The following is a 15,879-nucleotide window of genomic DNA, read 5'->3' on the forward strand; positions in this document are numbered from 1 at the left end:
CTGAGCCATGGCATCACAAGACATCATCGCCCGCTCCGCCACCACGACGCCCATGCCGTCCGTTCGCGAGATGGACGAAGTCGCCAAACTCATCGACGTCTCCAAGTGCATCGGCTGCAAGGCCTGCCAGGTGGCGTGCTCGGAGTGGAACGACCTGCGTGACGAGGTGGGCCAGAACCACGGCACCTACGACAACCCGGCGGACCTCTCGGCCACGACCTGGACCCTGATGCGTTTTACCGAGCACGAGGACGAGGCCGGCAAGCTGGAATGGCTGATTCGCAAGGACGGCTGCATGCACTGCGACGAGCCGGGCTGCCTCGCGGCCTGCCCGAGCCCCGGCGCCATCGTGAAGTACGCCAACGGCATCGTCGACTTCAACCAGGACAAGTGCATCGGCTGCGGCTACTGCATCACCGGCTGCCCCTTCGACATCCCGCGCATCTCGCAGAAGGACCACAAGGCTTACAAGTGCACCCTGTGTTCCGACCGCGTGTCCGTGGGGCTGGAGCCGGCCTGCGTGAAGACCTGCCCGACCGGCGCCATCGTCTTCGGCACCAAGGAGGACATGCAGGAGCATGCCGCCGAACGCATCGTCGACCTGAAGTCCCGTGGCTTCGAGAACGCCGGCCTGTATGACCCGCCGGGCGTCGGAGGCACCCACGTCATGTACGTGCTGCACCACGCCGACAAACCCTCGCTCTACGCCGGCCTGCCGGACGACCCGGCCATCAGCCCCATGGTCAGCCTGTGGAAAGGCGTGACCAAGCCGCTGGGCCTGCTGGCGATGGGCGTGGTGGCGCTGTTCGGATTTTTCCACTACGTGCGGGTCGGCCCGAACAAGGTGGAAGAAGACGAGGCGCACCGTGGCAGTGCGGCGGTGCAGAAGGCCGATCCGAAATCGCCGAGTTGAGACAAACGCCCTCTCCCTCCGGGAGAGGGCCGGGGGAGGGCAGTGCCGCCCCGTCTGGAGCCCGACATGAACAAAGACATCCAACGCTACACCCCCGCCGAGCGCAGCAATCACTGGGCGGTGGCCATTCTCTTCTTCCTTGCCGGGCTGTCCGGCCTGGCGCTGTTTCACCCGTCCCTGTTCTGGCTGACCCACTTCTTCGGCGGCGGGCCATGGACACGTATCCTGCACCCCTTCCTCGGCGTGGCCATGTTCCTCTTCTTCGTGGTGCTGGCCATGCGCTTCGCCGGCCACAACCGCTGGGAAAAGTCCGACAGTCAGTGGCTGAAGCAGTGGAAGGACGTGGTGAACAACCGCGAAGACCGGCTGCCGGAAGTGGGCCGCTACAACGCCGGGCAGAAGATGCTCTTCTGGGTGCTGCTGCTCTGCATGCTGGTGCTGCTGGCCACCGGCGTCGTGATCTGGCGGCAGTACTTCAGCCACCTGTTCGGCATCGAGCTCATCCGCCTCGCCGCGCTGCTCCATGCCTTCGCCGCCTGGGTGCTGATCCTCAGCATCATCGTCCACATCTACGCCGGCATCTGGGTCAAGGGCTCGGTCAGCGCCATGCTCCACGGCTGGGTCAGCAAGGCCTGGGCCCGCAAACACCACGGCGCCTGGTACAAGGAAGTCGGCAAAGGGGAGGGCAAGCGCTGAGCTTTTCCTGTGGGGGCGAATTCATTCGCCAAGCAGTCCGCAGGACTGCCTGACGACCCGACAGGAGGCAACTACGCTGCCTTTAGCGAATGAATTGCCCCCACAGCCAACCCACTGAAGGAGTTCTGCGTGTCAGGCCAGATACTCGAACCCGGCCAGATCGAGGCCGCAGCCAACATTCCCCCGTTCCTCAACCTCCCCGAACGCGGCTTGTTCCGCGTCCGTGCCGGGCGCCTGCGGCAACTCGCCAACAACCATCCGCTGGCCGGCTACCTGGAGTTGGTGGCCGCACTCTGCGATGCCCAGCAACAGGTCCTGGACAACCCGCCGCCGTTGCCTGGCCCGGCCCCCGAGTCCCTGGCCCGCAGTCGCGAACACGGCATGCCGCCCATTGCCTTCGAAGCCCTGGTGCGCGCCGATGTCTGGCTCGCCGCTCTCGATGTCCTGCTGGCGCGCATCGAGGTTCCGGCCAACGCCGCCGTGGCTGCAGCCCTGAGCCAGCTCAAGGCAGCCGATGCGGCCCAGCGCAAGGCCTGGGGCGTCGGCCTGTTGAGCGGCCAGTTCGACCTGCTGCCGCCCGCCATCGCCCCCTTCATAGGCGCCGCCCTGCAAGTGGCCTTCAGTCACTGGCTGCTGGAGCTGCCCGAAGGCGCCATAGTCGAGAACGAGGCCAAGGTTCTTTGCCCAGCCTGCGGTTCTCCGCCGGTCATAGGCATGATCCGTCATCGCGGCAAGCACAACGGCCTGCGCTACCTCGTCTGCTCCCTGTGCTCCTGCGAATGGCATTACGTGCGCCTCAAATGCAGCCACTGCCAGGAGAGCAAGCACCTGGCCTATCTTTCTCTCGACCGCGAAGGCGTCAAGGGAGAAGAGGCGCCCATCCGCGCCGAGGCCTGCCCAAGCTGCCAGGGCTACCTCAAGCAGTGCTACCTGGAGTTCGACGCCGAGGCCGAAGCCCAGGCCGATGACCTGGCCAGCCTCGATCTTGATCTGCGCATGAGCGAAGAAGGCTACCTGCGTCGCGCGCCGAACCTTCTCCTGGCACCAGGTGGCGAATAAACACCTAGACTTCACAAGGATTTGAGCGCCCCGTGCTAAGGAATGCCCATGTCGGCCGCCCGTTTGCCCTCTGTCGATCGTCTGCTGCGCAGCCCGGCCTGCGCACCCCTGCAACAGCGTTATGGCCGCGAGGCCCTGCTCAAGACCCTGCGCGATCTGCTCGACGAGCTGCGCGAGCCCGCCCGCCTGGGCCGTCTCGCCGCCATTGAACTCACCGATGCCGTGCTGGCCGGCCGCGCCGGGGAACGCCTCGCCGTGGCCCATTCCAGCCGGGTACGGCGGGTGTTCAACCTTACCGGCACCGTGCTGCACACCAACCTCGGTCGGGCACTGTTGCCGGATGAGGCCATCGAAGCCATCACCCAGGCCGCGCGTTACCCGCTGAACCTGGAATTCGACCTCGCCAGCGGCAAGCGCGGCGACCGCGACGATCTCATCACCGGCCTGATTCGCGAGTTGACCGGCGCCGAGGCGGTCACCGTGGTCAACAACAATGCCGCCGCCGTGCTACTGGCGCTGAACAGCCTTGGCGCACGCAAGGAAGGGGCGATTTCCCGCGGCGAACTGATCGAAATCGGCGGTGCCTTCCGCATCCCCGACATCATGGCCCGCGCTGGCGTGAAACTCGTCGAAGTCGGCACCACCAACCGCACCCACGCCCGGGACTACGAAGCCGCCATCGGCCCGCGTTGCGGCCTGCTCATGCGCGTGCACACCAGCAACTACAGCGTGCAGGGCTTCACCGCCAGCGTGCCCACGGCAGAGCTGGCGGCCATCGCCCACGCCCACGGACTGCCGCTGCTGGAAGACCTCGGCAGCGGCACCCTGGTGGACCTCACGCGCTGGGGCCTGCCCAGGGAACCCACCGTGCAGGAAGCCCTGCGCGACGGCGCCGACATCGTCACCTTCAGCGGCGACAAGCTGCTGGGCGGCCCCCAGGCCGGGCTGATCGTCGGCAGCAAGGAACTGATCGGGCGGATCAAGAAGAACCCGCTCAAGCGCGCCCTGCGGGTCGACAAGCTGACCCTCACCGCCCTCGAAGCGGTGCTCGGTCTCTACCGCGATCCGGAGCGCCTCGCCGAACGCCTGACCACACTGAGCCTGCTCAGCCGTCCACAGGCGGACATCCGCGCCCAGGTCGAGCGCCTGGCACCAGTGCTGGCGGCGCAGCTCGGCGCGTCCTGGCAGGTGAGGGCAGAAGCGGCCCTCGGCATGATCGGCAGCGGTGCCCAGCCGGTGGCGCGCCTGCCCAGTGCGGCGCTCTGCCTGCGCCCGCAACAACCCAGGCGCCTGCGTGGTCGCGCCCTGCGCCAGCTGGAAGAAAATCTGCGCAGCCTGCCCATTCCGGTGATCGGCCGCCTCGATGACGACGCCCTCTGGCTCGACCTGCGCCAGCTCGACGACGAGCCGGCCTTCCTCGCCCAGCTGCCGCAGCTCTCGGGGGCGCTTGAGTGATAGTCGGCACGGCGGGGCATATCGACCACGGCAAGACGGCGCTCCTCAAGGCTCTGACCGGGCAGGAGGGCGACCGCCGCCCGGCCGAGCGCGAACGCGGCATCACCATCGACCTCGGCTATCTCCACGCCGACCTGGGCGATGGCCGGCCCACCGCGTTCATCGACGTGCCCGGCCATGAACGCTTCGTCCACAACATGCTGGCCGGCGCCTGCGGCATCGACCTGTTGCTGCTGGTGGTCGCCGCCGACGACGGCGTGATGCCGCAAACCCGCGAACACCTCGCCATTGCCGAACTGCTGGGCATCCGCCGCGCCCTGGTGGCCCTGACCAAGCTCGACCGCGTGGATGGCGGCCGCCTCATCCAGGTGCGAGCCGAAGTCACCGCGCTACTGGCGCCGGGGCCGCTGGCCGGTGCCGAACTCTTCCCGGTGGACAGCCTCAGCGGCCGGGGCATCGACGCGCTGCGCCAGGCACTGCTGACTGAGGCCGCACGCACCGCCGGGCGCGGCGGCGACGGCTACTTCCGCCTGCCCATCGACCGCGCCTTCAGCGTTTCCGGCGCGGGCGTGGTGGTCACCGGCACCGCGTTTGCCGGGCGGGTGAGCGTCGGGGACGAACTGGTGCTCAGCCCCTCCGGCCGCGCCGTGCGCGTACGCGGCCTGCACGCGCGCAACCTGCAAGTAGAGGATGCCGAAGCCGGCCAGCGCGTGGCGCTGAACATCACCGGCGAACGCCTGGCCCTGGAACATATCCACCGCGGCGACTGGCTGCTGGCCCAGCCGCTGCTGGCGCCCACCACCCGCGTGGATATCGAACTGCGCCTGCTCCCCGGCGAAATCCACGACCTGGCCCACTGGACCCCGGTGCACGTCCACCTCGGCGCCCAGGACGTCACCGGCCGCGTGGCCCTGCTGGAAGCGAACAGCCTGGCACCCGGCCGCAGCGGCCTCGCCCAACTGCTGCTGAATGCCCCCGCCCATGCGGTCCATGGCGACCGCCTGGTGCTGCGCGACCAGTCCGCCCAGCGCACCCTCGGCGGCGGCTGCGTACTCGACCCCTTCGCCCCGGCGCGTAACCGCCGCACAGCGGAACGCCTCGCCCAGTTGCAGGCATTGCGCGGCGACGGCCTGGAAAGCGCGATGCCAGCCCTGCTTGGTACTGCCGACAACGGCCTCGACCCGCAACGGCTGGAGCGCCAGTTCAATCGCCCGCGTAATGGCTGGGCATTGCCCGCCGATGCCGTGGAAATCACCACGCGGCTGGGCCCGCGCCTGTTCGCCCAATCCCGCTGGCAGGCCCTGGGGCAACAACTGCTCGCCGGCCTCGCCCGCTTCCACGCCGAACTCCCCGACGAACTCGGCCCCGACCGCGACCGCCTGCGCCGCTACGCGCTACCCGAACTGGAACGCCCCGTCTTCATCGCCCTGCTGGAACAGCACCTCGCCAGCGGCGCCGTGCAAACCAGCGGGCCCTGGCTGCACCTGCCCGATCACCGCGTACAACTGAACGACGCCGACGAAGCCCTGCGCCAACGCGTCTGGCCACTTCTGCAAGCCGGCCACTTCGACCCGCCCTGGGTCCGCGACCTTGCCCGCGAACTCAACGTGGAAGAAGGTGCCATGCGCCTGCTGCAACGCAAACTCGCCCGCCTCGGCCTGCTGCACCAGGTGGTCAAGGACCTGTTCTACCCGGACGAGGCCATCCGGCAACTGGTACAACACGCCCGGCAACTGCAGGACCAGCAAGGCACCATCAAGGCCGCCGCCTGGCGCGACCGCATCGGCATCGGCCGCAAACGCAGCATCCAGCTACTGGAATACTTCGACCGCATCGGCTTCACCCGCCGCATCGGCGACCAGCGCAAGATCAGGGAAGACTCGGCGCTGGCGCAGGTGGCGAAGCCTTGAACCCGAGTTATGGAGGGCATTGCTGAAAAAGGGCTTTCGACACTTATTCGATAGGTCTGGATGAATGCATCCAGCGATGCCCGGCCAGAAGTTGACGTGCAAATGTGTCGACCAAAACTGGGGCTATTCAGAGCTGTGAAGAATGCGATGCTCGACGATAAAGCAAGCACCAAGATTGCAGGAGGGGCCTTCGCGCCTGCCCTAAGCCAGCAGTCTCTCGCTGCTTGTTGCATCCACCGCCGCATCCAGCTCAGCCCCGGCGAAATGCTTTGCATAGTGTTCCATCAGCTCCGACTCCCAGGAAGCGACCTCGTCCAATATGCCGGCGGCCTCATCTTCCGTTAGTGCGAAATGCTTATGCTGGCTAAGCAGGTTAGCTCGACTTAGAAGGGTACCGTTGATACCAACATCCATCGCCAGCCTCTGTGCAGGCCCCTCTCCCAGTACGGGAAGAACGTCATACATAGGCGAGAGGCGCCACGTCCCTTCCTGCCAGATCACTGCGTGGTTGCGAGGATGATCGTCACTGTTCCCTACGAGAGCGTTGTAGGCCATTCGCCTGTAGAGCTCCTGCCTATCAGAACCCGGTGCGCCTCTGCGGTACAACTCATCGGCGAGCGCCGCGTAGATCCACCCGTTGTTGCGCTGCGCTTGCCATTCGGCATCGAGAAGAGTCATGCCACTCATCATCGGGATGCGCCGAAACCTTGCATCATTCTCTGACCATTTTCGGTCAAATCGCTCCACTAGCAGCGTGTTGCCTTTTTCACTGTGATGGAGTGCAGTCCGGGCGACATTCATCCCCTTGGTAGCCGCAAAAGTCATGCAGGCATACTCAAATTTCGGCAGGTCGTAGTGATCAAATTTGTCGTGTGGCTTAGCAAGAATCAGCTTGTGATCAAAGCGGTACGTGCGCTTGGGCCTGGCGCCACCAACAGCTGAGCGCTGATCCCGTATTCTTAATGCCTCCAGTTGCTCAACGCTCAGCTGGCTGTCATAGATCGCAGCGCAAACATCCATGAAGTGATCGAGCCCTTTGGCTTCAAGCATTTTCACAGGCCTTTCGCCTATACCCGGCCTCGGTGTGCGATCTTCGCCAGCCATGATATTTCCGGCGCGATCTTCGTTAGGAGATAACAGCAGAAGCTGGATCGGAGTGAGCTCTCCCTTTCGGATGCGGCGCAGCAGTCGTTCTCCCCAGCCATCTGGCATCGCATCATCAATGAACCCGGGAACGCCCCCATTCTTATGTACCTGAAAGGGGCGAGCGGAGAGCGGATATCGAATCGGATCAGGCACCCAACGCTTGGCATCCACGATCTCCGGCGCATAGACGAAGGTTCCCGTGCTACCAGCAAGGGTCAGCCTGCCCAACGTCACAGTCTCACCCGTTTCCGGACACTCCATGTAGATGTAAGCGCGCGACATTAGAAGTCCTCCGCGTTGCTGCGCGGCAGCCTTACGCGCCTGGTCGTGTTGGTTTCCAAAGAGTTGAGATCAAGCGCAGGGTCATCGATCAGCGCTTGGAAAACCCGGTCAGAGATCCCAACGGTAAACAGCGCGAGCATGAAATCGCGCAACGAAACACCTTCAGCCTTCCCCCCCTCGATGTGACGAACAGTTCGGAGAGAAATTCCAGCCAGCTCTGCAAGGTCAGCCTGCCGTATCCCCATGCGCAGACGCGCCTCCTTCACCAGTAGGCCTATACGGTAAAGCAGAGAGGTACTTTGAACAGGGAAAAAGCCTTTCATAAGGTGGCGCCAAGCGAGATCCTACAAAGGATAAGATACTACCAATTGCACGCTAAACAACCTTGGCAGGTTATTTAGGATGCAGCTAATAGCATCTTATATTAGATAAGATCTCACAAAACGATATCTTATTAAGGGGTATTACCCCTGGCACGGTAAGTCAACTCTCGGATTCCAGGCGGTAGATCTGCCCCAGTTCGGCACCAGTCCAGCCAGATCAGCCTTCTGCTGCGATTGGCAGCTTCTGGCGGTTCGGTGCGTCATCCCAGTCCGCTTTCATTTCGCGCTCCCTGCTTACTTGCCCAGGCGTTCCCGGCGCGCGGTTACTGCACTATTCCGCTTGCTTGGCTTCGTCGTATTCGGGGCTGGTTTGTCCAATCTCTGGCATAACTTCTCCGGTGCTCAGCCACCAGCGGTATGCAGGGAATACCTTGCCGAGAATTTCTATTTCCTCAGCGCCCACCCTGGCTTTACCTCTTCGAATGCTCGTCCAGCGGTCGTAATTCGTCTCTCCGGCGCGTGTCAGCGTGTTGAGATTGGTGCGCTCAATTAATAGGAGTGCTCTATCTGTGATGCTCATGCTGATCGAATATTGTCATTGGTGGACTATTGTCTGGACATAGTCCAGGTGGCGCTATTCGGACATATTCATGGACATAGTCCAGAATATAGTCCTGTAAAGACCAACATAGTGCAACAAAGGCCAAGGATGTGGAAGGAACGACCCTCTCGCTCAAGGACCTGCTCAGCCCGCCGCCGGTGATGCCCTGGCGCGAGTTCGCCGACTGGATACGGATGAGCGATGAACACGACGTGGTGTGGGGCTGGATTCGCAACGGCTATATCCCGTCGCACAAGGTGGGGAAGTACGTGATGGTGAACGTGGCGCTTCTGACCCAGCAATTGCTGGAGAAGGAGCGCAGGGCATGAACCATCAACGCATTCGACTGTTACCGGCGCTTCGCCCCCGCCGAACCTTGCGCCTGCTCTGTCTGCTGGTGCCGTCGCGGACAGGCGACGCGCGTTCTGTCCCGGTTCTTGTGCTGCGCGCGCAGGCGCCGCGTATGGATATCCAGGGGCATTGGGCGGCGCGTCTGCCCGTCGGCCTCATGCTGCGGGAAGTCCAGGCCTGGGCGCCGCGCGCCGAGGTGCTGGCGCGTTGCATATGGCTGCGGCGAGCCGTTCGACCGGGAGCCCTGAGCCATGTCTGAGCGTCAACCCAGGGCCCTGGTGGCCTGCGAGTTCTCCGGCCGCGTGCGCGATGCCCTGACCCGCGTTGGCTTCCATGCGGTGAGCTGCGACCTGCTGCCCTCGGAAACCGAAGGCGAACACGTGCAGGGGGATGTCTGCGAATTGCTGGATTTGGGCTGGGACCTGCTGATCGCCCACCCGCCGTACATCGACCTTGCCGTTTCCGGTGCCCGTCACTTCCCCGCCAAGATCGCGGACGGCAGGCAGGGCAGGGCGCTGGATTTCGTTCGCAGCCTGCTGGCTGCGCCGATTCGCTTCAAGGCCCTGAAAGGGCCAACTTCGGTGATCTCCACGCAGATCCGCAAGCCGGACCAGACTGTCTTTCCGTGGATGTTCGGCCACGGCGAGCGCAGCCGGATTCACTTCTGGCTGGAGAACCTGCCGAAGCTGCAACCCACCCGTATCGTTCATGAGCGCGATCCGCTCTCGCGCTACATGGCGCCCGGCCCTGAACCCTGGAAGAACCTCTGCCGCACTTACCCGGGCATCGCCGAGGCGATGGCTGAGCAGTGGGGCCGCTACGTGATCGAGCAGCTTGCCGGGCAGCGCTGCGCCAAGGGTTAGCGATTGCCAGAGAGCGGCCAACGGTCCGCGAGCCCTGTAGGAGCCAGCTTGCTGGCGAAACGGGGTCATTCGCTGGCACACCAGCTCCTACGGGGAATACAGCGACTTGCACCATTGCCGATGTGACGGAGGCGCTCGTCATGGTTGAGGGCCATGTGCTGCGACACACCTTCGCATCGCACTTCATGGCTAACGGGGGCAATATCCTGTCACTGCAGAAGATCCTGGGTCACGCTTCACTGAGCATGACCATGCGCTATGCGCACCTAGCGCCAGGCCACTTCCAGGATGTTCTGGAGTTCGGTCCCACCAGGGATTTTCGACAGTTCTTCGGCGCTCTTCCCCGCACCGAGTAGGAGTCCTCTCAATCGTGAGGATTTTTCAAGCCAGGCCTATTCTGTGGCTATAATCCTCTCGTTCGTGAGGATTATTAATGGTCAAGACTTCTGATCGATGTAATCCTCGCGATCATGTGGATTTTTCAGCCTGGCTCAACGTTGCTCGCTTTTTCCTTATTAGCGTGTGGATTTTTCAGTGAATGTGCCAATCGATTCTCCCAAAGTCCTGGGCCACCTCATCCGGGCCTGCCGAAAGGCCATGGATATGCGCCAGGACGTGGCCGCTGGCGTTATTGGCGTGAGCGAAAACTTCCTCGGCAAGGTCGAGCGCGGCGGCGAAACCGTGCAGTGGGGCCTGCTTTTCCAGGTCATGCAGGAGCTGGGGATGAAAGTGTCGGTGGAGGTTCCCGATGAGATTGCAGGGGCGGCGAGTGCCCAGGTACTTCGCGCATTCAACAAATCTGCAGCGGCTCATTCCGGCAAGATCAATCCCGAGTCCGATGAGCTGGAGCGCCTGCTGCACGCCATTGAAACGTCCCTGAACGACAAGGCTCGCTGATGGATCGCCAACTGTACGTCTGGATCAACTTCGACCAGGTCGGAGTGCTGGCCGAGCGCAACGGCTTATGGACCTTCACTTACACCCAGGCCTGGTTGGACAAGCCTGATGCCCACGCCATCAGCCCGAGTTTGCCGTTGAGGGCGGAACCCTACGTTGACGGTGCAAGCGACCGCCCCGTTCAGTGGTTCTTCGACAACCTGCTACCGGAAGAGGGGCAACGCCAGCTCATTGCCGCAAGTGCCGGAGTCGGCGTTGAAGATGCATTCGGGATGCTGCAGCACTTTGGTGCCGAGTCGGCCGGGTCTATCACCTTGCTGCCTCCCGACCAAGTGCCCGAGCCAGGTGAGCTGCGGGCGCTCTCGTTTGATGCGATGGCCGAGCGCATTCGGAAAATGCCTCAAATTCCATTGGCCGAGCAGTCCTTCAAGCGGATGTCGCTGGCCGGGGCGCAACACAAAGTCGCACTCCGCGTTGAGGATGGGCAGTTCCTGGAACCAGGCGGCAACGAACCGTCGACGCACATCATCAAGCCGGATCATCCGAGCGGAGACTTTGCCCACTCGGTGATCAACGAGTGGTTCGTAATGACACTCGCCAAGAAGGTGGGCCTCCCAGTTCCAGCCGTGACCCGAAAATACATCCCGATGCCGGTCTACCTGGTCGAGCGGTTCGATAGGACTCTTACCCCTTCGGGGTGGACAAGGCTTCACTGCCTGGACGCCTGCCAGGTCCTCAATCTGGATAGGACGACCAAGTACCACGCGGGCAACGTCGAGCGCATGCGAGAGTTAAGCGCGATGTGCCGCATTCCGGCCAGAGCCAGGCTGCAGCTCTTCCAATGGCTGACGTTCAACGTCTTGGTCGGTAATACCGATGCACACTTGAAGAACCTCAGCTTCCTCATGAGCCCCCGGGGGCTGGAGTTGGCACCCTTCTATGACCTGCTGAGCACCGCCGTCTGGACCACAAGGGCTTTCGACAAGGACTATTGGCCGGGGGCAGTGACCATGGCCTGGCCAATAGCGGGTGAAGATCGTTTGGAACGCATGAGCCTGGATCTGCTTGTCGAGGCTGCCGGAATACTCGCGATTAAACCGGGCACGGCGAGATCACAGGTCATCCAGCTGGCGACGGCAGTGCGGAAAGGTGCTGAGGAACTCATTGACCAGGTGCAACGTGAAAACGAAGAGCTTGCCAGGTTGCAACCCGAGGTCAGGCACGCATTCCCCGGGGAGATGAGGGCGTTGCGTTGCATCGAAAAGATCATCATCGCTGAAATGTCGCGCAAGCTGCTCCCCTGAGCCTGGGTACTCTGCGCTAGGCTAGCTTGGTGCCGGGCCACTTCCAGAATGTTTTGTTGTATGGTCCGACCAAGGATTTTCGACAGTTCTTCGACACCTCCCCGCTTGCACAGCTGGAAGGCACGGAAAAAGCCTTATAGATCAACATGGAAGGCAAGCACGCCCGGTGGCGTGGCCGGGCTTCAAACCCGGTGGGGGACGGCAGCCGTTCCTGGGTGAGTTCGACTCTCACTGCCTTCCGCCACTTTCCCTTCCCCGCTGGATAACGCCCGTCCGGCGCTCGCCGGGACGGCCGGCGGGAGCACGTATTGCCGCGCAGGCTGTACGACGGACGGTCATACCAAGTGGATGACGGGCTCTTGCGGCGGTCATGGGCGCTCAGCACTATTCGCAGCAGTTCACTCGGGAGTCGATCCGCTCTCCGGGGCACAGCAAGAGCATCACTGCAAAAGAAGGCGCCTCCAGGAAGGTGCACATACGCACGGGACTATTAGGAGTTGATATGACCATCCGATTCGCACTGGGTAGTGCGCTGGTACTCATGGCAAGCGTTTCGTTTGCCGCCACCCCCGCCGCCAAGAAGCCAAACAGTGAGAACTACTACCTGAACTGGCAGGAGCGAAACGGCGCCATCGCGCTGGATACCGTGTGCAGCAAGAATGAGAAGGGCACGACGCAGTTCCGCAATTGCCAGAAGCACGCCCAGGTGGTGTTCCGCAATTCGTGCAACCAGTCGAAAGACCCGGCCAGCAAGTGGTGCGTTGCGCAGAGCCAGTACAAGCCCTGAGTTCCTGGCTTGATTGAATTCGCCCCTGCAGGGTGAGTGCACGGGCTGAACGCCCGTACGGACAGCGCCCTCTCCCGCTTGCGGGGAGAGGGCAGCTGGACCCGGCCAGGATTCCCAAGGGCAGACCTGCGGTCTGCTTGGCGATTGAAATCGCCCCCACAGGGTGAGTGCACCAGTCTGAAGGCCTGCACGGACGGCCTCTCGACCGCTGGGTAGGGAGCTGCTGCCGTCGCCAATCCCGCGCGTATATTCAGAAGTTGACCATTGCACAGGCGCTTCCCCCCTTGGAGGCCAGCGATGAACGCAGCAAGGCTTCTGGCTCTGATCCTGATTTCCATCTGTTTCGTTGGCTGCGCGAGCCCGTCCGGCAGCGCCCGTGACGAGGTGCTCGGCGTGAGGCTGAAGGCGACGCAGCAGAACGCCGGGCATATCGCCCAGGCGACCCTGGCGCCGCGCGGCGATGAAACCACTATCTCGCTGGTAGTAGGCGGCGTGCCTCCCTATGTGTCGAGGCCCGTCCGCCTTTACACCTTCATCTACCCGGGAACCTGTGCGCGCAGGGGCACCGCGCCGGCCTATGAGCTGAACCGGACCCTCACGACTGAGCAGCAATTCCGGGGTGATGTCTGGCGGCTGTCGAAGTCCGCGCCGGTTCCCCTCTCGACGCTCCGCGCGGGGGACTATTCCCTGGTGCTGCGTACGACCCCGGCGGATGGCAACTACGACATCTTCTGTGGGGATATTCGGTAGAGCGGCGTGCCGCGAGCATGGCGATACCTCTGGGGGTCGCGAGCAGAGCTCGCTCCTGCAAAGGCACCGGCCCACCCTGAATCCGCCTGGCAGGCCGGTGCCTGCGGGCAATGCGGCTATTCGCACAGCTTCCCGCGTTTCGCCTCTGGCATCAGGGCCATGTACTGCTTGCCGCTCATGTGCACCAGTTCGTCGTGGCGGCCGGATTCGAAGTAGATGTCCGGCTGTTCGGTGAGCGACTGGTCGATCAGGGTTTCAAGGCCGAAGAGGTTGCCGACGGCGGGGATGGCGCCCACCTCGCAATCGGCGAAGCGTTTGCCGAAGTCACGCTCGCGCACCAGGCGCCAGTGGCGGTGGGTGAGTTTGTGGACCTTTTCCAGGTCGACATGGCGCGAGGCCGGGACGACGGCCATCATCCAGTGGCCCTGGAAGTCGTCGAGGATCACCGGCTTGGCCATCTGCTGGGGCGGAACGCCGGCGCGGCGGGCGGCTTCGCGGGTGGTCATGGCGGCTCTGTGGCTGAGCAGGTCGAAGCGGGTCTTGTGCTGCGAAAGGCAGTTCTGCAACTGGGTGATCATGGTCATGGGACACCTCCTGCCAGGCACTGGCCTGTCGCTCCTGGTAGGCCAGCGGTGCCGGCACACAAGGAGGAGCCTCCCGCTCCCCACCCGGCATCGGCGTGGGCCGGTGCCTTGTGGATAAGTTTAGTGAGGGAGCGGGCCAGGGCGTCGGGAAGCGCCGACCGGTTCAGGGCAGGTTGGTCGCCGTGGCGCGGCGGATGCTCGTGGGGCTCAGTCCGTGAGGGGCTTGTCCAGCTGGATCAGGGCGATGCGGCGGCCCTCCGGGGAGAGGCGCTCGACGATGGCGCGCGGCTGGTAGCCGAGGCGAGTGTAGAGCAGCAGGCCAGCGGCGTTGGCGTTGAAGCAGGACACCTTCATCAGCCGGGCCTTGTACTGCTCGCGGGCCTGCCGTTCCATGGCTTCGATCAGGAACTGGGCCACGCCGTGCCCACGGGCCCAGAAGGCCACCATCATGTTGCCGAGGGCGCAGAACTCGCCGTGCTGCCACTGGTAGAAGTTGGCGAAGCCGGCGACCTTGCCGTCCAGCAGGGCGACGGTGCTGCCCCGGCGTTCGGCCATGGCAGCGGCCAGCTGGCCGACGGTCAGGGGCCAGCTGGCCTTGGGGTAGGCGAAGAAGAGTTCGTCCGCATCTTGGGGGAAGCGGACCACTTCGTGCAGGTCTTCGGCAATGGCGGTGCGGTATTGCAGATGGGGATTGGCTGCGGTCATGCGGTTCTCAATACGGCGGATATTGTTCGATCACCCTGGCGACCGTTTCGCGGATGGCGGCTTCGCGTTCGGCGGGGCTCGGTGGCGCGCTTTTCATGATCTGTTCGGCACTGCCGCGCCAGACCAGCTTGCCGTCCTTGCTGTCGTACAGGTCCACCTGGATGGTGGCGACCTTGTAGTTGTAGGTGCGGGTTTCGGTATAGGCCGGGCCGCCCCAGTAACCTCCCCAATAGCCGCCCCAGTAGCCACCGTAGTTGTAGCTGGTCTGCTGCTGGCGGTCATCGACGATCAGCCAGGACTGGACCTTGAGGTCGGCCTTGCCATCGGTGGCCGGACGCAGGCCGCGCTGCTCGAGCTGCTGGCCGACGGCATCTCGGATGCGCTGTTCGGTGAGGTCGCTCTTGATCCGCGGATCATCGGGGCTGTATTGCAGGGCCGGTTCCTTCCAGCTCCAGCTGCGATAGGCGCTGAAGTCACGGGTGCTGTCGAAGTCGCGGTTCACGTTGTAGCTCTGGCAGGCCGCCAGGAGCAGGGCGGTGGATAGGAGGAAGGTGCGGCGGATCATGGCGGAATCTCCTCTGCCGGAAGCTTTATCGAATCGCAAGGCAGGGCGGCCGGCAAGGGGAAATTGCGGGCCGGGTCAGTTCGGCGGGTAGCCGTCGAGCGCATCCTTCACGGCCTGGCGCAATGCGTTGATGGTCTCCGCACGGCTGCCGCCAGCGGGCACCTCGCCGCTGCCGCTCCACACCGGCTGGTTGTCGCGGGCATCGAAAAACTCCAGGTAGACCACCGCTACCTGTTCCTCGTAGGTGCGCACCACCGGCACGCTGGCCCAGGCGCCGTACTGGTCGTGCCAGGGGCCGCTGCCGTAGTAGGCGCCGGCGTAGTCGTCGTACTGCCGCAGGCGCCGTTCGTAGCGCAGGCTGGCGATGACCTTGAGGTCGGCCTGGCCGGGGTCGTGGGCCTGGCGCAGGCCGTGCTGGTCGAGGCCGGCATTGATCATCTCGGCCATCTGTTCGGGCGTTGTCCAGTTGTTGCCGGCGGGCAGCTGGCCGTCGAGCCAGGTCCAGCTGCGATAGCGGCCAAAGTCGCGCGGCGCCGCGGGGTAGGCGCTGTGGTCGAAGGTGCTGGCCGCGCCCGGCGGGGCGGGCGGCAGCGGGCGGGACTCGGCCTTGTACGGGTTGGGGCTCTGGCAGGCGCCGAGCAGCAGCGCGAGGGTGAGCAGTATGGGCAGTGCAGGACGTTTCATGGGG

General features: G+C 63.8%; 19 protein-coding genes, 1 tRNA gene and 1 pseudogene. 14 read left to right on the plus strand and 7 right to left on the minus strand.

The features are described 5' to 3' along the window. Positions 1-7 precede the first annotated feature (7 nt). The 5 genes from fdxH to selB all read left to right on the plus strand — a co-directional run bounded on the left by fdxH (position 8) and on the right by selB (position 6,033). The gene (gene fdxH, locus ACFW0B_RS06545; protein WP_449147128.1) at positions 8-913 is read left to right on the plus strand and encodes a formate dehydrogenase subunit beta; all 906 of its coding nucleotides are present in this window, start codon (positions 8-10) and stop codon (positions 911-913) included. Between the two features lie 66 nt (positions 914-979). After that, on the plus strand, positions 980-1,609 hold the full coding sequence (locus ACFW0B_RS06550; protein ID WP_449147129.1) for a formate dehydrogenase subunit gamma: 630 nt from the start codon (positions 980-982) through the stop codon (positions 1,607-1,609). 129 nt (positions 1,610-1,738) lie between these two features. Then, complete coding sequence (gene fdhE / locus ACFW0B_RS06555) at positions 1,739-2,668, plus strand: formate dehydrogenase accessory protein FdhE (protein WP_449147130.1); 930 nt, start codon at positions 1,739-1,741, stop codon at positions 2,666-2,668. 48 nt (positions 2,669-2,716) lie between these two features. Next, positions 2,717-4,123 carry an L-seryl-tRNA(Sec) selenium transferase gene (gene selA, locus ACFW0B_RS06560; protein ID WP_449147131.1) on the plus strand — a complete coding sequence of 469 codons (1,407 nt, stop codon included), beginning with the start codon at positions 2,717-2,719 and terminating at the stop codon, positions 4,121-4,123. Continuing rightward, the gene (gene selB / locus ACFW0B_RS06565) at positions 4,120-6,033 is read left to right on the plus strand and encodes a selenocysteine-specific translation elongation factor (RefSeq protein ID WP_449147132.1); all 1,914 of its coding nucleotides are present in this window, start codon (positions 4,120-4,122) and stop codon (positions 6,031-6,033) included. The genes selA and selB overlap by 4 nt, the downstream gene beginning before the upstream one ends. 201 nt (positions 6,034-6,234) lie before the next feature. Here the strand turns inward: selB and ACFW0B_RS06570 are convergent, their stop codons facing one another. The 3 genes from ACFW0B_RS06570 to ACFW0B_RS06580 all read right to left on the minus strand — a co-directional run bounded on the left by ACFW0B_RS06570 (position 6,235) and on the right by ACFW0B_RS06580 (position 8,364). Further along, a complete protein-coding gene (locus ACFW0B_RS06570; protein WP_449147133.1) occupies positions 6,235-7,461 on the minus strand; it encodes a type II toxin-antitoxin system HipA family toxin in 1,227 nt (408 codons plus the stop codon). Continuing rightward, the gene (locus tag ACFW0B_RS06575) at positions 7,461-7,784 is read right to left on the minus strand and encodes a helix-turn-helix domain-containing protein (RefSeq protein WP_449147134.1); all 324 of its coding nucleotides are present in this window, start codon (positions 7,782-7,784) and stop codon (positions 7,461-7,463) included. The genes ACFW0B_RS06570 and ACFW0B_RS06575 overlap by 1 nt, the downstream gene beginning before the upstream one ends. A gap of 331 nt (positions 7,785-8,115) precedes the next feature. Further along, on the minus strand, positions 8,116-8,364 hold the full coding sequence (locus ACFW0B_RS06580) for a DNA-binding protein (RefSeq protein WP_449147135.1): 249 nt from the start codon (positions 8,362-8,364) through the stop codon (positions 8,116-8,118). A 131-nt stretch (positions 8,365-8,495) separates the two neighbouring features. On the opposite strand from ACFW0B_RS06580, the gene ACFW0B_RS06585 reads away from it, so the two are divergent. The 9 genes and pseudogenes from ACFW0B_RS06585 to ACFW0B_RS06625 all read left to right on the plus strand — a co-directional run bounded on the left by ACFW0B_RS06585 (position 8,496) and on the right by ACFW0B_RS06625 (position 13,337). Then, entirely contained in the window at positions 8,496-8,714 is a 219-nt protein-coding gene (locus ACFW0B_RS06585) for a DNA-binding protein (protein WP_459251690.1), read from the plus strand. Next, complete coding sequence (locus ACFW0B_RS06590; protein ID WP_459251691.1) at positions 8,711-8,995, plus strand: hypothetical protein; 285 nt, start codon at positions 8,711-8,713, stop codon at positions 8,993-8,995. The genes ACFW0B_RS06585 and ACFW0B_RS06590 overlap by 4 nt, the downstream gene beginning before the upstream one ends. Beyond that, positions 8,988-9,599 carry a DNA cytosine methyltransferase gene (locus ACFW0B_RS06595; protein ID WP_449147136.1) on the plus strand — a complete coding sequence of 204 codons (612 nt, stop codon included), beginning with the start codon at positions 8,988-8,990 and terminating at the stop codon, positions 9,597-9,599. The genes ACFW0B_RS06590 and ACFW0B_RS06595 overlap by 8 nt, the downstream gene beginning before the upstream one ends. 152 nt (positions 9,600-9,751) lie before the next feature. Continuing rightward, positions 9,752-9,955 (plus strand): annotated as a pseudogene (locus ACFW0B_RS06600) (tyrosine-type recombinase/integrase); the annotation flags it as partial. Between the two features lie 241 nt (positions 9,956-10,196). Further along, on the plus strand, positions 10,197-10,496 hold the full coding sequence (locus ACFW0B_RS06605; protein WP_449147137.1) for a transcriptional regulator: 300 nt from the start codon (positions 10,197-10,199) through the stop codon (positions 10,494-10,496). Further along, positions 10,496-11,800 carry a HipA domain-containing protein gene (locus tag ACFW0B_RS06610; RefSeq protein WP_449147138.1) on the plus strand — a complete coding sequence of 435 codons (1,305 nt, stop codon included), beginning with the start codon at positions 10,496-10,498 and terminating at the stop codon, positions 11,798-11,800. Before ACFW0B_RS06605 ends, ACFW0B_RS06610 begins: the two co-directional genes overlap by 1 nt. Positions 11,801-11,948: 148 nt before the next feature. After that, positions 11,949-12,044: transfer RNA gene (locus tag ACFW0B_RS06615), tRNA-Sec, on the plus strand. Positions 12,045-12,302: 258 nt separating this feature from the next. Continuing rightward, the gene (locus ACFW0B_RS06620; protein ID WP_449147139.1) at positions 12,303-12,587 is read left to right on the plus strand and encodes a hypothetical protein; all 285 of its coding nucleotides are present in this window, start codon (positions 12,303-12,305) and stop codon (positions 12,585-12,587) included. Positions 12,588-12,884: 297 nt separating this feature from the next. After that, positions 12,885-13,337, plus strand: coding sequence for a hypothetical protein (locus ACFW0B_RS06625; RefSeq protein ID WP_449147140.1), 453 nt, complete (start codon positions 12,885-12,887; stop codon positions 13,335-13,337). Between the two features lie 116 nt (positions 13,338-13,453). Here ACFW0B_RS06625 and ACFW0B_RS06630 read toward each other — a convergent pair whose 3' ends face one another. The 4 genes from ACFW0B_RS06630 to ACFW0B_RS06645 form a co-directional block, all read right to left on the minus strand. Continuing rightward, positions 13,454-13,921 (minus strand): aminoacyl-tRNA deacylase, encoded by a 468-nt coding sequence (locus ACFW0B_RS06630; protein ID WP_449147141.1) that lies wholly within the window; start codon positions 13,919-13,921, stop codon positions 13,454-13,456. 207 nt (positions 13,922-14,128) lie between these two features. Beyond that, positions 14,129-14,626 (minus strand): GNAT family N-acetyltransferase, encoded by a 498-nt coding sequence (locus ACFW0B_RS06635; RefSeq protein ID WP_449147142.1) that lies wholly within the window; start codon positions 14,624-14,626, stop codon positions 14,129-14,131. Between the two features lie 7 nt (positions 14,627-14,633). Beyond that, positions 14,634-15,191, minus strand: coding sequence for a DUF4136 domain-containing protein (locus ACFW0B_RS06640; protein WP_449147143.1), 558 nt, complete (start codon positions 15,189-15,191; stop codon positions 14,634-14,636). 75 nt (positions 15,192-15,266) lie between these two features. Continuing rightward, a complete protein-coding gene (locus ACFW0B_RS06645) occupies positions 15,267-15,875 on the minus strand; it encodes a DUF4136 domain-containing protein (RefSeq protein WP_449147144.1) in 609 nt (202 codons plus the stop codon). Positions 15,876-15,879 lie beyond the last annotated feature (4 nt).

Source organism: Metapseudomonas phytobenefica, from assembly GCF_043392685.1.
GTDB lineage: Bacteria > Pseudomonadota > Gammaproteobacteria > Pseudomonadales > Pseudomonadaceae > Metapseudomonas.

Bases quoted from the DNA above. Each gene is read 5' to 3' on its own strand.
- ACFW0B_RS06610 (WP_449147138.1), top strand. From the start codon at position 10,496: ATGGATCGCCAACTGTACGTCTGGATCAACTTCGACCAGGTCGGAGTG.
- ACFW0B_RS06590 (WP_459251691.1), top strand. From the start codon at position 8,711: ATGAACCATCAACGCATTCGACTGTTACCGGCGCTTCGCCCCCGCCGA.
- ACFW0B_RS06640 (WP_449147143.1), bottom strand. From the start codon at position 15,191: ATGATCCGCCGCACCTTCCTCCTATCCACCGCCCTGCTCCTGGCGGCC.
- ACFW0B_RS06620 (WP_449147139.1), top strand. From the start codon at position 12,303: ATGACCATCCGATTCGCACTGGGTAGTGCGCTGGTACTCATGGCAAGC.
- ACFW0B_RS06550 (WP_449147129.1), top strand. From the start codon at position 980: ATGAACAAAGACATCCAACGCTACACCCCCGCCGAGCGCAGCAATCAC.
- ACFW0B_RS06595 (WP_449147136.1), top strand. From the start codon at position 8,988: ATGTCTGAGCGTCAACCCAGGGCCCTGGTGGCCTGCGAGTTCTCCGGC.
- ACFW0B_RS06570 (WP_449147133.1), bottom strand. From the start codon at position 7,461: ATGTCGCGCGCTTACATCTACATGGAGTGTCCGGAAACGGGTGAGACT.
- ACFW0B_RS06575 (WP_449147134.1), bottom strand. From the start codon at position 7,784: ATGAAAGGCTTTTTCCCTGTTCAAAGTACCTCTCTGCTTTACCGTATA.
- ACFW0B_RS06645 (WP_449147144.1), bottom strand. From the start codon at position 15,875: ATGAAACGTCCTGCACTGCCCATACTGCTCACCCTCGCGCTGCTGCTC.
- ACFW0B_RS06605 (WP_449147137.1), top strand. From the start codon at position 10,197: ATGGATATGCGCCAGGACGTGGCCGCTGGCGTTATTGGCGTGAGCGAA.
- ACFW0B_RS06630 (WP_449147141.1), bottom strand. From the start codon at position 13,921: ATGACCATGATCACCCAGTTGCAGAACTGCCTTTCGCAGCACAAGACC.
- fdxH (WP_449147128.1), top strand. From the start codon at position 8: ATGGCATCACAAGACATCATCGCCCGCTCCGCCACCACGACGCCCATG.
- selA (WP_449147131.1), top strand. From the start codon at position 2,717: ATGTCGGCCGCCCGTTTGCCCTCTGTCGATCGTCTGCTGCGCAGCCCG.
- ACFW0B_RS06580 (WP_449147135.1), bottom strand. From the start codon at position 8,364: ATGAGCATCACAGATAGAGCACTCCTATTAATTGAGCGCACCAATCTC.
- ACFW0B_RS06635 (WP_449147142.1), bottom strand. From the start codon at position 14,626: ATGACCGCAGCCAATCCCCATCTGCAATACCGCACCGCCATTGCCGAA.
- ACFW0B_RS06625 (WP_449147140.1), top strand. From the start codon at position 12,885: ATGAACGCAGCAAGGCTTCTGGCTCTGATCCTGATTTCCATCTGTTTC.